Origin of the sequence: Klebsiella sp. R390, assembly GCF_051131745.1 — a bacterium.
In the GTDB taxonomy this organism is placed as follows: Bacteria; Pseudomonadota; Gammaproteobacteria; order Enterobacterales; family Enterobacteriaceae; genus Klebsiella.
Map to the genome: position 1 here is coordinate 4,616,206 of NZ_CP180445.1, position 11,967 is coordinate 4,628,172.

An 11,967-nucleotide genomic window follows, 5' to 3' on the forward strand; every position below is an offset into this window, starting at 1 on the left:
AGCGCCCGGCATAGGTCGGGCGTTTTACTGTTTTATTCCTGAAGCAACTGACAAGGAGCGTTGATGACGTTGCTGTCCTTGATTGTACTGCGAGAGAACGATGGATAAACCGCTGTGGGTAAGCAAACTTCTCCGCGTTTCGAACCCGGGACAGGTAGTCAACTATTGTTTTGTCGTCGTGTTGTTCTTCTCTACGCTGTTGATCTGGCGTGAAGTGATGGTGCTGGAAGGGGCCTACGTCACTAATCAGCGCAATAATCTCGAAAATGTCAGCCACGAAATGGACAGCCTGCTGCAGTTCAACATCGATCGGATCGTTTTCTTTCGCAACGGTATGCAATCGGCACTGGAAACGCCGTTAGATTTTGAAATTTTGCGCAACGCTGAGCAAGAGTATATGACTAAACGGCATCTGCCTATCTGGTCTGTGGCGTTGCATAACCGCCGTACGTTGCCAATCTATGGTGTTTCAGACGCCTTTGTCGAAAGTGAAAGTACCTTATCCCGCAACGATACTCAGACCGGCAATGAGATGATGGCCGTGCTGGAGCTAGGATATCTACTACGCCTGGCCAACACCAATCACGGCTTTAAAGATCGCATGCTCTATATCTCTCGCAGTGGTTTTTTCACTACTACCGAACTCCCTAAAAACCTGGCACAGGCGCAGGCATTGTATAGCAAGGCGATCGTTGCCCCGTGGTTCACCCGGCAATCGCTGCGCAATAACCCCGGCCGCGGTGTTGTCTGGCAAACGGCGCTGGGTGAGGACACCCAAACCGACGATCCGGTTGTGACTGCCTCCATTCCCCTTGATTTTGAGCACGACTGGCTCGGCGTGCTGTCGATGGACTTCTCCGTACGCGAAATGAAAGCGTTCCTCGTCAGAGCGATCCAAGGCGGTCAGGAAGGGGAGTACCAGCTGTATGACGGCAGGATGAACCTGATTGCGTCCTCGGATGAAGGAAATGTGCTGGCGCAGCTCTCACCGCGTGAGCAGGCGATGCTGAGCTATGCTTTTTTGCATGATAACCGGGGCGGCATCCGGTTATTAACACGCTATATCAGTTGGCAAAAGCTCAACAATTTCGATGGTGTGCTGTTACGCATTCATACCCTGCAGGAAGGGGTTCGCGGCGATTTCGGTACCATCACCATTGCGTTGACGCTGATGTGGCTGCTTTTCACGTTGATGCTCATCATCTCCTGGCTGGTGATCCTGCGGATGGTGCGCAATATGAGCGTGCTGCAGAAATCACTGGAGTGGCAGGCCTGGCATGACGCGCTAACCCGGTTGTTAAACCGTGGCGCCTTGTTTGACCGGGCGATCGCTGCGGCGAAAATGTGCGAACAGTCGAAACAGGCCATTTCGGTCATCCAACTCGATCTCGATTTCTTCAAGAAGGTGAACGATCTGCACGGGCATCAGGCTGGTGACCGTGTATTGTCGCTGGTGGCCAGCACCATTGCAGGCAACATCCGCGAAGGCGATCTGGCCGGGCGTGTCGGTGGCGAGGAGTTCTGTATCGTTATGCCGGGGACCACGTCGCAGGTCGCGAGGGCCGTCGCTGAGCGCATCCGCCTGCGCATATACAGCCGCGAAATTCTGTTGTGCAACGATACCAGCCTGAGGATCAGCGCGTCGCTGGGAGTCAGTAGCAGTGAAGAAACAGGGGTGTACAATTTTGAAACCCTGCAGTCAGTGGCTGACAATCGATTGTACCTGGCGAAGCAAAATGGGCGCAATCAGGTTTGTTTTGCCGACCATAATGGTGAGGACGGTGGGGCAGGCGGATCAATTTAAGGTTATTCTTAAAAAAATTTCGCCGGGAGGTTGGGAGTGAAGGCAGTATCATGCCGCCAAAGCCTTATGCCATCAGCCCTTACAGCAAAAGATGACAAGGTGATGTCAGTGCTCAATAATTTTCCTCATGAATAGGGCTTGTCATGCAAAATAATTGAGGATAATGTTTCCCACGCAACGGATATCCCGGTGTAACGAATTTCAAGTGCTTCTTGCATTAGCAAGTTTCATCCCGACTCCTGCGAGTCGGGATTTTTTTCACCTGTGCCTAGCGGTTGGCTTCAGTGATGCTAAAGTCATGAATATCGAGCTCAAATGCTTCCGCTAGTTCGCGCCAGGTGTGATCGCTACGACCGTTAATGCTGACATGATAAGGATCGTCCCGCGTACGCTGTACTTCACTCTCGCTGATTTCATTAATCGCCGCCAGCAGGGCATCAATATTTACCCCACTACTCCCTGCATACTCATTATCTTTGGCGGTTTTCATCATGGTTACCTCGCATGGCTGTGATCTTGCCTGTTTAAGTATAGGCATAAAATCCTGCTGTGCTGGGTGAGGCGTGAAAGCCTGAAGGGGTTGAGTCGCGGATAAAAACGCCAGTCACCGTGTGAGGCGCTGCGTAGTGGGCCTTTTTGTTCTACACTGGCTCAAAAATAGAGGAGATATGCTATGCAGGTGAACGATCGTGTCACGGTGAAGACCGACGGTGGCCCACGTCGATCGGGCGTTGTTCTGGCAATAGAGTCGTTTAACGAAGGGACCATGTATCTGGTATCGCTGGAAGATTATCCGTTAGGGATCTGGTTTTTCAATGAGATAGGGCATGCAGACGGCATCTTTGTCGAGATGGATGACTAGCCCGACAAACCATAAGCTGGCGGTAATTGCCGCCAGTTATTCCACTATGCTGGCCTTAACAACGATCTCCGCGAGAGGGGGTATAGAGTCCTGTGGTAATGTTTTCTGCCAACCGGACGATGTGATAAATCACCTGTTTATTATGGGTCTGGATTTTCCTCTTAATATTTCCCTTATGTGAGGAGACCGTCTTGGCCTTAATGTTCATCTGCGTCGAAATTTGCTCTGTGCCATAACCGGCCATCCACATTTGCAGCATATTCGATTCAGTAGGACTTAACGATAGTGTGGGTATATTTATCCGCGCAGCGTTGTAATTATCGTATTTCAAACGATTACCCAGAATTTCATCAAGGTCTTTTGGGGTGATTGATTTAGAGCAAACCAGTAAATTTTTGCGCACCAGCAGATAGCGATCAAAGTGAATATTCGCCAGCGACATGAAGATAACAAATAGCGTCCCGGGATGCTCGGTAATGACCTGACGGATAAGCTGGTTGCTCTCCGCTTTATGAATAAAGCAATCCTCATTGAGGAACGCCACCGCTGGCGACGTTTGATCACAGAGTGTTGCCAGTCCAGCTACGCTATGCACTTCAGCAATATCACGCCGTTTTATTCCCCTGCTTGTCAGATACCCGAATAATCCCAGTCGGGTAAAGCTACACAAATCCATGATAATCGTTGACATGACCCATCCTCATTCAACACGTAACGATAATTTATCCCTCGCCGACAAGCGCGATGAAATCCATTTACCTGGTAATAAATCCGGTTCAGCGTTGGAACCATCAGATAGTCTAAACTATTTCTCAATATCTCTCATAATTTGCCTGGAATATTCTCAAAGTAAAGTCAGCCTGCGGTTATGTGAGGGAATTAACAACAATACTCTCAATTCCAGGTATATCTGTCATACGATGAGTGTTGTATTTTGAGAATTTCCTTATGTTAATTGCGCAAATAATGATCGTTATATTGCCGCTATTTCGGCTCTTTGACGTTCTCTGCCTGGTCGATGCAGACCTGCCACAGGGGTGGCGGGCTTAACGCTTTAATGCCACAATACTTTTTTATCGGTTTTTGGGATGAATGATGAAAAAGTTAGTGATTGCTGGTGCGTTGTTGACTCTGGCAGGATGTGTTCAGGTTGATAATTACAGTGACGTGGTCAAAGCGCCAGCGCCTGCCGGGTTGGAAGGTTACTGGCAATCAAAAGGCCCACAGAGTGAAATGATGAGCCCGGATGCCATTGCCAGCCTGATTGTGACCAAAAATGGCGATACCCTTGATTGCCGCCAATGGCAACGTGTGATTGCGACGCCGGGTAAATTAATGCAACGTGACGCTCAGACCTACAACGTTACCTCCGCGCTGGATATCTACCCGATCGAACGTTCGGGGAATACGCTGCAGTACGACCGGATGACCCTGGTTCGCGTCGATCGCTTAACGACTGAGTGTGAGCAGGCGTGGAAAAAAGCTTCTGCGGCGCAAACTGCTACTTCGAGTGGGCACTAAGAAACCGGCGGGCTGCGACGCTCCTCAGCCCGCACGCTTATCAGTGCCTATAACACCTCTTCCATCACCCAAACGCTGACGCTGCCGCCGTTACAAATAAACGTGCCGCAGCCGTTTTCGTCGGTTTCAATCACCTCCTGACGGTTACCAAGGAAGTCTTTCCAGCGTTTGTTGCCATAATTTACGCCTAGCTCCAGCGACTTTTCCCCGTCATCACCATTCGATAGCACCACAACGCAGCCCGGATCTTCTTCGGTACCGCTGCGGCTAAACGCAATGCAATTCGGGTGATCGAACCACAGTGTCTGTACCCCGTGGGCAAAGCGTTGGCGGGCATCAATCAGCTCATGCAACTGTTCGATAACCGGCATCTCAATGCGATACGTTTGCCCGTCTCCGCCGGTATCTTCATAGATAGCGCCGAACAGATCGGCATAAAAGACCGAGGGCACGCCGTTCTCACGCAGCAGGATCAACGCATAGGCCAGCGGCTTAAACCACGGTTCCACCGGTGCCTCCAGCGCCTGCAGCGGCTGGGTGTCATGATTGGTCACCAGAGTGATGGCATGAAATGGGTCTGCTTCGACCAACGTACCGCTGAAAATCTGGCTCATATCGTAGTCGCGCCCCTGGCGGGAGGCTTCGTGAAACTTCATCTGTAGTGGGGCGTCAAACAGCATCGTTTTGCCGTCGACCATCGCGATGTACTGCTGGAGCTTATCGACTTCGTGCGACCAGTATTCGGCCACGATAAACAGCGGGGTGGTCGCCACTTCCTGGATGTGTTCGATCCACGCTTTGTAAAACCACGCGGGGATATGTTTCACCGCATCAAGGCGGAAACCGTCGCAGCCGGTTTCTGCCATCACCCAGCGGGCCCAGTACTTCAGCTCTTCGGCGACCGCATGGTTACGAAAGTCGATATTCTCGCCCATCAGGTAGTCAAAATTACCCATTTCGTCATCGACCTGATCGCTCCAGCCGTCGCCGGTATAGTCGTTAACGATTTTAAAAACGCCGTCCTCATCGGGATTTTCAATGTGGTCGACACCGCTAAAACAGGTGTAATCCCAAATGAATTGCGAATACTTCCCGGCCCGGGCAGGGAAGGTGTAGCGCGTCCAGGCCTCGCATTCGATAACTTCATCAGCAATCTGCGTCCGATCTTGTTCATCCACGCGCTGCACACGAATGTGCTGTTTCTCATCGGCCCCCATTTTGTGGTTGAGCACCACATCCAGCAGTACGGCGATATCATGCTGTCGCAGCGCCGCGATGGCGGCCAGCAACTGCGCTTTATCGCCATATTTGGTCGCCACAGATCCTTTTTGGTCGAATTCGCCCAGATCAAACAGATCGTAACTGTCATAGCCGACGGAGTAGCCGCCGGAGGCGCCTTTGTAGGCCGGCGGCAGCCAAATCATGTTAATACCAATCTCGTTGAGGTTCGGTGCCAGGGCTTCGACCTCGCGCCACAGCTCACCGCCGGTGGGGTAATACCAGTGAAAGCACTGCAATAACGTGGGGTTTTTCATCTTCCGTGCTCCAGACGTCATCAAGCTGACCATTGCAGTATGAGATATCTCCAGCAAATCCGATGAATTTTCGCGAGTTTTCGCTATGTCCTAAATGGTAACGTTTATAATAATTCGGAATAAGATGTAGCGTATAGGTGTTGGTACGTGCTGCTAAACGCCTTACACTACAGGAAAATATCACTGTTAGGGGTATCTATGAAATTAGCACTTCTGGGTCGTCAGGCGCTGATGGGCGCCATGGCCGTAGTCTTGATGGCAGGCGTCAGCACCAAAACGTTCGCAGCAGAAAATCTGCTGGGTCAGATTAAAGAGCGCGGTACGCTGCGTGTTGGCCTGGAAGGGACCTATCCGCCGTTCAGCTATCAGGGTGACGACGGTAAACTGACCGGGTTCGAAGTCGAATTTGCCAATGAACTGGCAAAACATCTGGGCGTGAAGGCTGACCTGAAACCGACCAAATGGGACGGTATGTTGGCGTCCCTCGATTCTAAACGTATCGATGTCGTCATCAACCAGGTGACGATTTCTGACCAGCGTAAGAAAAAATATGACTTCTCTACCCCGTATACCGTATCCGGTATTCAGGCGCTGGTGAAAAAAGGCAATGAAGGCATTATTAAAACCGCGGCTGACCTGAAAGGTAAAAAAGTCGGCGTGGGTCTGGGCACGAACTATGAAGAGTGGCTGCGCCAGAATGTACAGGGCGTAGATATTCGTACTTATGATGATGACCCGACGAAATACCAGGATCTGCGCGTAGGACGTATTGACGCGATTCTGGTTGACCGTCTGGCTGCGCTGGATCTGGTGAAGAAAACCGGTAACACTCTTGCGGTCACCGGCGAAGCGTTCTCCCGTCAGGAGTCTGGCGTGGCGCTGCGTAAAGGCAATGAAGACCTGCTGAAGGCGGTTGATGGCGCGATTGCAGAGATGCAGAAAGATGGCAGCCTGAAAGCGCTGTCTGAAAAATGGTTTGGCGCTGACGTGACACACTAACGGTCGGCGGTGAAAAAAGGCGCTTCTGATAGCGCCTTTTTTTATTTCGTCCGCCAGTACGTGCATAATAAAGATAACTGAGTCTGGAGGTACCATGTCACTGCAAAATTTAACGCGCTTCCCGCGCCTGGAACTGATCGGCGCACCGACGCCACTGGAATATCTGCCGCGCTTGTCAGACCATCTGGGGCGCGAAATTTTTATCAAACGTGACGACGTAACCCCGCTCGCCATGGGTGGCAACAAACTGCGTAAGCTGGAGTTTCTGGCGGCTGATGCGCTGCGTGAAGGCGCTGATACATTAATTACCGCCGGTGCGATTCAGTCGAACCACGTTCGACAAACCGCCGCGGTGGCAGCAAAACTGGGCCTGCACTGTGTGGCGTTGCTGGAAAACCCAATCGGCACCCGTGCGGAGAACTATCTGACCAACGGTAACCGTCTGCTGCTGGATCTGTTTAACACCCAGGTCGAGATGTGCGATGCGTTGACCGATCCGAATGCCCAACTGGAGGAGCTAGCAACCCGCATCGAAGCGCAGGGCTATCGTCCCTACGTGATCCCGGTGGGGGGGTCTAATGCGCTTGGGGCGTTGGGGTATGTGGAAAGCGCGCTGGAAATTGCTCAGCAGTGCGAAGGGGCCGTCGAGATTTCATCCGTGGTCGTTGCCTCCGGCAGCGCGGGGACTCATGCCGGTCTGGCGGTTGGCCTTGAACAGCTGATGCCTGACGCCGAGCTGATCGGGGTGACGGTTTCCCGCAAGGTTGCAGACCAGTTGCCGAAAGTGGTCGCGCTGCAGCAAGCGGTTGCTAACAGCCTTGAGCTGCAGGCCAAGGCGGACATTCAGCTGTGGGATGACTATTTTGCCCCTGGTTACGGCACGCCGAATGACGAGGGTATGGAAGCCGTGCGGCTGCTGGCGCAGCTGGAAGGTATTCTGTTGGATCCTGTTTATACCGGCAAAGCGATGGCAGGCCTGATTGATGGTATTAATCAGAAGCGCTTTAAGGATGAAGGGCCCATTTTATTTATTCACACTGGCGGAGCGCCGGCGTTGTTCGCCTATCATCCTCATATCTAAAGCAGAACATACAGAATGCAAGAGAGTATCCAACTGGTTATCGATTCCGCGCCGTTTCTGTTAAAGGGCGCGGTATTTACCTTACAGCTCAGTATCGGCGGCATGATTTTTGGCCTGATACTCGGCTTTGTCCTCGCGTTAATGCGCATGTCGACGCTGTGGCCGGTGAAATGGCTGGCGAGAATGTACATCTCTATTTTCCGCGGCACACCGTTGATCGCCCAGCTGTTTATGATCTACTACGGCCTGCCGCAGTTTGGTATTGAGCTGGATCCGATCCCGGCCGCCATGATTGGCCTGTCGCTGAATACCGCGGCCTACGCGGCGGAAACGCTGCGTGCGGCGATCGCCTCTATCGACAAAGGGCAGTGGGAAGCGGCGGCCAGTATCGGGATGACACCGTGGCAAACGTTGCGTCGGGCCATTTTGCCCCAGGCCGCGCGCGTGGCGCTGCCGCCGCTCTCCAACAGTTTTATCAGCCTGGTGAAGGATACTTCGCTGGCGGCGACAATTCAGGTCCCTGAGCTTTTCCGTCAGGCCCAGCTGATTACGTCACGTACGCTGGAAGTGTTCACCATGTATCTTGCCGCATCGCTGATTTACTGGGTGATGGCAACGGTGTTGTCTTCGCTGCAAAACTATTTTGAAAACCAGCTGAACCGCCAGGAGCGTGATCCAAAATGAGTGCCATTGACGTCAAAAACCTGGTGAAAAAATTCCATGGCCAGACGGTGCTGCACGGTATTGACCTCAATGTGCAGGAAGGGGAAGTTGTGGCCATTATTGGGCCCAGCGGTTCCGGTAAAACGACGCTGCTGCGCAGTATTAATCTGCTGGAGCAGCCGGAAAGCGGAACCATTCGCGTGGGGGATGTCACCATTGATACCGCGCGCAGTCTTAGCCAGCAGAAAGGGTTGATTCGCCGCCTGCGCCAGCATGTGGGTTTCGTGTTCCAGAACTTCAATCTGTTTCCTCACCGCACGGTGCTGGAGAACATCATCGAAGGGCCGGTTATCGTCAAGGGTGAAGATAAAAACGAATCGATTGAACGCGCCCGGGGTCTGTTGGCAAAAGTCGGGCTGACGGGGAAAGAAAACAGCTACCCGCGTCGCCTCTCTGGTGGGCAGCAGCAGCGCGTAGCGATTGCCCGCGCCCTGGCGATGCGCCCGGACGTGATCCTCTTTGATGAACCGACTTCCGCGCTGGATCCTGAGCTGGTGGGCGAGGTCTTGAATACTATCCGCCAGCTGGCACAGGAGAAGCGCACGATGGTCATCGTGACCCATGAAATGAGCTTCGCCCGTGATGTGGCCGATCGCGCCATCTTTATGGATCAGGGCCGTATCATCGAGCAGGGCCCGGCAAAAACGCTGTTTGCCAACCCTCAGCAGCCACGCACCCGTCAGTTCCTTGAAAAATTCTTGATGCAGTAATTAGATCCAGCCTGGTGTGGCCGTCCCCAGCGGCGCGGGCGGTCGCGACCATACCACCGGTGTTCCCGGCAGATGCAACGGAAAGCGCAGACGTTGGCCCAGCCCGAAGGCTGACCACTCAAGTGCTGGCTGAAAATCGGGCTGCCGCGGGGGGCAAAAAGTCTCATCCTGTTGCGGTGTTGGCCACTGCATCAACTCTGCTGCTACCCGGGCTAACGACAGGCGGGCGCGATAACCTTCTCCCAGAACGGAGCGCCGGTGAACACCTTTGAGCACTGCCGCCGCCATCAAGTAGCCGGTGGCGTGATCTAACGCCTGCACGGGCAGAGGCACCGGTTTATCTGCCTGGAGCCAGTCCTGACCGGCCGCAGCAATGCCGCAGGCCATCTGTACCAGGCTGTCGAATCCACGACGGTTGCGCCACGGTCCACTCCATCCCCAGGCATTCAGCGAGACATCGATCAGCCCCGGGCGAATTTTTGCTCGCATCTGGCTATCTAATCCCAGGGCATCCAGCGCGTCGGCACGATAGCCGTGCACGATGATATCGGCCTGATGGAGCAAATTAATTAAGCATTGCTTACCAATTGGCGATTTTGCATCCACACTGGCGCAACGTTTTCCAAGGGTAATTTCTTCTTCGAGCGTGGCTTCTTGCCACGCTGGTGGATCGATTCGCAAGACGTCAGCACCGAGCCCGGCCAGCAGACGAGTAGCGACCGGGCCAGCAATAATACGGGTTAAATCAAGAACCCGTAGACCGCGCAGAGGCCTGCCAGGTGGCAGGGCCCAGCTGACGGGAGAAACGGACGGTAAGTGCTCCTCAATCAGCAACGGTTCCCTGCAGACTGCTTGTCCTTGCGGGTGTGCCAGCCACTGCCGGGCGCTACGCATTGCGGCGGCACAACCCCCCGCATCGACAACCGCCTGTTCCAGGATTTCTGCCCGCCACTGACGCACCCGGAATGCCAGCGAATCACGGGTATCATGCTCACCTAAAACAGCCGCCATCGCCCGCCGGTGGTGGGCTGCGTTAGTGTGTAGTCGAATCCAGCCATCCTGAGTGGCGTAGTCTCCCGCCAGGGGATCCCAGAGTGATTGAGGCGTCCGGTTGACAGGATAGAGACTACGGTTGAACCAGAACGCCGAGAGACGGCGATCGACACTCGGCGTCGGTGCGGTGTTGACTAGCTGAGTGAGTTGGCCGCCAACGACGGCCAGCGAGGCTGCAGCAAAATCGGTAACGGCAAAGCAGGAGGGCAATGCGCCGGAGGCGGTAAATTCGATCTCGGGGGCTGGCTGGTGACTAAAGGCGCGCCAGAGTCGCGAATATATCGTCGGTAGCGAGGGTGGGGGCGACATACTCTTCTCCTGGAATCGCTGGATGGTATCGCTAACGATCTAATAAGTGCGATGTATACGATATTTTATACATAGAAATAAGATTTATGTGTTAGTTTTCTGTATTTCTAATAATGATTATTACTTAGGGGTTATTTGCTCGGTTATGAGGGACAATGATTTTTTCAGCTGGCGGCGGGAAATGCTGCAACAATTCCAGTCATTCTCGCGCGGAGAAGAGGTTTATAATCTCCTGCAGCACCAAACTCAGGGCCTGGAATATGACTATTTTGCGCTATGCGTACGTCATCCCGTGCCTTTTACACGGCCCAGAATTACGCTGCAATCGACCTACCCGCAGGCGTGGATGTCGCACTATCAGGCTGAGAATTTCTTCGCGATTGATCCGGTCCTGCGAGCTGAGAATTTTCTGCGCGGTCACCTGCCATGGAATGATAGCCTCTTTCGGGATACGCCGGAGTTGTGGAATGGCGCGCGCGATCACGGGCTGTTGAAAGGGGTCACGCAGTGTCTGACCTTGCCGAATCACGCCCAGGGTTTCCTGTCTGTTTCAGGTCAGCAGCAGGGGGCTGGACCTTATCCTGACGATGAGCAAGAGATGCGCCTGAGGACGCTGATCGAACTCAGTCTGTTGACGCTATTGCGTCTGGAAGATGCGATGGTGATGCCGCCGGAAATGAAATTTAGTCGGCGTGAACTGGAAATATTGAAATGGACCGCGGAAGGGAAAACATCTGCAGAAGTGGCGATTATTCTCTCGATCTCGGAAAACACCGTTAATTTTCATCAAAAGAATATGCAGCGCAAATTCAACGCACCAAATAAAACGCAAATCGCCTGTTATGCGGTGGCGACTGGTTTAATTTGAGCCCGTAGGTTGTTCTGCGTGTCAGACGTGGGGGACCGGCTGTCAGAGATACTCACAGCCGGTTTGGTGTTACTGGCGGTAAGCTTGTTTAATTTGCTTAACGGTGCTGGAGAATACGGCAGCCTGAGCCTCGTCTTCCATCTGCGTGATCTGTTTTTCCATTTTAATAATCACACGACCAGCATCGGCCTGGCCCATTGCCTGGAGCATCAGCGTCAGCAGCGTTTTCAGGCAGGTCACTTCCTGTGCCAGTTCTTGATTATTTTCTGCAGTGGAAAAATCTGGAGTGCTCATCGATATCCTCGTTTGCTATCGGCGCTTTTGCGCAATACTAACTGTTAAGGCGGCGCAGTATACCACAAGCGGCGGAAAAAAAATGAGTGAGTAATATCTGTTCTCTCATCAGAGCTGTTGGCTCATTTAATTGACTGAATAATACGTATTCTTTCGCAAAAAAAGCGTTAATTACGACGTAGAGCATTTTCAACGATAATTATTGTTA

13 protein-coding genes are annotated in these 11,967 nt (G+C 52.9%); 8 read left to right on the forward strand and 5 right to left on the reverse strand.

The window, feature by feature from the left end; translation table 11 throughout:
- Nucleotides 1–100: 100 nt before the first annotated feature.
- Nucleotides 101–1,804, forward strand: coding sequence for a cellulose biosynthesis regulator diguanylate cyclase DgcQ (dgcQ, locus tag ACMYSP_RS21555; RefSeq protein WP_434584073.1), 1,704 nt, complete (start codon nt 101–103; stop codon nt 1,802–1,804).
- A 268-nt stretch (nt 1,805–2,072) separates the two neighbouring features.
- Here the strand turns inward: dgcQ and yodD are convergent, their stop codons facing one another.
- Entirely contained in the window at nt 2,073–2,294 is a 222-nt protein-coding gene (yodD, locus tag ACMYSP_RS21560; RefSeq protein WP_434587234.1) for a YodD family peroxide/acid resistance protein, read from the reverse strand.
- Nucleotides 2,295–2,477: 183 nt separating this feature from the next.
- Here yodD and dsrB point away from each other — a divergent pair, with 183 nt between their 5' ends.
- Nucleotides 2,478–2,666, forward strand: a complete 189-nt coding sequence (gene dsrB / locus ACMYSP_RS21565; protein ID WP_123754951.1) for a protein DsrB — start codon at nt 2,478–2,480, stop codon at nt 2,664–2,666.
- A gap of 55 nt (nt 2,667–2,721) precedes the next feature.
- Here the strand turns inward: dsrB and rcsA are convergent, their stop codons facing one another.
- A complete protein-coding gene (gene rcsA, locus ACMYSP_RS21570; RefSeq protein ID WP_434584074.1) occupies nt 2,722–3,357 on the reverse strand; it encodes a transcriptional regulator RcsA in 636 nt (211 codons plus the stop codon).
- A gap of 401 nt (nt 3,358–3,758) precedes the next feature.
- On the opposite strand from rcsA, the gene yedD reads away from it, so the two are divergent.
- Entirely contained in the window at nt 3,759–4,187 is a 429-nt protein-coding gene (gene yedD, locus ACMYSP_RS21575) for a lipoprotein YedD (protein WP_434584075.1), read from the forward strand.
- Between the two features lie 47 nt (nt 4,188–4,234).
- Here yedD and amyA read toward each other — a convergent pair whose 3' ends face one another.
- Entirely contained in the window at nt 4,235–5,722 is a 1,488-nt protein-coding gene (gene amyA / locus ACMYSP_RS21580; RefSeq protein WP_434584076.1) for an alpha-amylase, read from the reverse strand.
- A 198-nt stretch (nt 5,723–5,920) separates the two neighbouring features.
- On the opposite strand from amyA, the gene tcyJ reads away from it, so the two are divergent.
- From tcyJ to tcyN, 4 genes are all read left to right on the forward strand, one after another.
- Entirely contained in the window at nt 5,921–6,721 is an 801-nt protein-coding gene (gene tcyJ / locus ACMYSP_RS21585; protein ID WP_434584077.1) for a cystine ABC transporter substrate-binding protein, read from the forward strand.
- A gap of 94 nt (nt 6,722–6,815) precedes the next feature.
- Nucleotides 6,816–7,802: a D-cysteine desulfhydrase gene (dcyD, locus tag ACMYSP_RS21590; protein ID WP_434584078.1), complete on the forward strand. Its 987-nt coding sequence runs from the start codon at nt 6,816–6,818 to the stop codon at nt 7,800–7,802.
- Between the two features lie 15 nt (nt 7,803–7,817).
- Entirely contained in the window at nt 7,818–8,486 is a 669-nt protein-coding gene (gene tcyL, locus ACMYSP_RS21595) for a cystine ABC transporter permease (RefSeq protein ID WP_434584079.1), read from the forward strand.
- Entirely contained in the window at nt 8,483–9,235 is a 753-nt protein-coding gene (tcyN, locus tag ACMYSP_RS21600; RefSeq protein ID WP_434584080.1) for an L-cystine ABC transporter ATP-binding protein TcyN, read from the forward strand. The genes tcyL and tcyN overlap by 4 nt, the downstream gene beginning before the upstream one ends.
- On the opposite strand, the gene ACMYSP_RS21605 is transcribed toward tcyN, so the two are convergent.
- The gene (locus ACMYSP_RS21605; RefSeq protein ID WP_434584081.1) at nt 9,236–10,597 is read right to left on the reverse strand and encodes a CoA transferase; all 1,362 of its coding nucleotides are present in this window, start codon (nt 10,595–10,597) and stop codon (nt 9,236–9,238) included. It abuts the gene before it with no gap.
- A gap of 145 nt (nt 10,598–10,742) precedes the next feature.
- Between ACMYSP_RS21605 and sdiA the strand changes: the two genes are divergently transcribed.
- Nucleotides 10,743–11,465 (forward strand): transcriptional regulator SdiA, encoded by a 723-nt coding sequence (sdiA, locus tag ACMYSP_RS21610; RefSeq protein ID WP_434587236.1) that lies wholly within the window; start codon nt 10,743–10,745, stop codon nt 11,463–11,465.
- A gap of 69 nt (nt 11,466–11,534) precedes the next feature.
- On the opposite strand, the gene ACMYSP_RS21615 is transcribed toward sdiA, so the two are convergent.
- Nucleotides 11,535–11,759 carry a DUF2594 family protein gene (locus ACMYSP_RS21615; protein WP_004864152.1) on the reverse strand — a complete coding sequence of 75 codons (225 nt, stop codon included), beginning with the start codon at nt 11,757–11,759 and terminating at the stop codon, nt 11,535–11,537.
- Between the last annotated feature and the right edge of the window lie 208 nt (nt 11,760–11,967).

Coding starts and splice junctions, on each gene's coding strand:
- dgcQ (WP_434584073.1), top strand. CDS start 101: ATGGATAAACCGCTGTGGGTAAGCAAACTTCTCCGCGTTTCGAACCCG.
- yodD (WP_434587234.1), bottom strand. CDS start 2,294: ATGAAAACCGCCAAAGATAATGAGTATGCAGGGAGTAGTGGGGTAAAT.
- dsrB (WP_123754951.1), top strand. CDS start 2,478: ATGCAGGTGAACGATCGTGTCACGGTGAAGACCGACGGTGGCCCACGT.
- rcsA (WP_434584074.1), bottom strand. CDS start 3,357: ATGTCAACGATTATCATGGATTTGTGTAGCTTTACCCGACTGGGATTA.
- yedD (WP_434584075.1), top strand. CDS start 3,759: ATGATGAAAAAGTTAGTGATTGCTGGTGCGTTGTTGACTCTGGCAGGA.
- amyA (WP_434584076.1), bottom strand. CDS start 5,722: ATGAAAAACCCCACGTTATTGCAGTGCTTTCACTGGTATTACCCCACC.
- tcyJ (WP_434584077.1), top strand. CDS start 5,921: ATGAAATTAGCACTTCTGGGTCGTCAGGCGCTGATGGGCGCCATGGCC.
- dcyD (WP_434584078.1), top strand. CDS start 6,816: ATGTCACTGCAAAATTTAACGCGCTTCCCGCGCCTGGAACTGATCGGC.
- tcyL (WP_434584079.1), top strand. CDS start 7,818: ATGCAAGAGAGTATCCAACTGGTTATCGATTCCGCGCCGTTTCTGTTA.
- tcyN (WP_434584080.1), top strand. CDS start 8,483: ATGAGTGCCATTGACGTCAAAAACCTGGTGAAAAAATTCCATGGCCAG.
- ACMYSP_RS21605 (WP_434584081.1), bottom strand. CDS start 10,597: ATGTCGCCCCCACCCTCGCTACCGACGATATATTCGCGACTCTGGCGC.
- sdiA (WP_434587236.1), top strand. CDS start 10,743: ATGAGGGACAATGATTTTTTCAGCTGGCGGCGGGAAATGCTGCAACAA.
- ACMYSP_RS21615 (WP_004864152.1), bottom strand. CDS start 11,759: ATGAGCACTCCAGATTTTTCCACTGCAGAAAATAATCAAGAACTGGCA.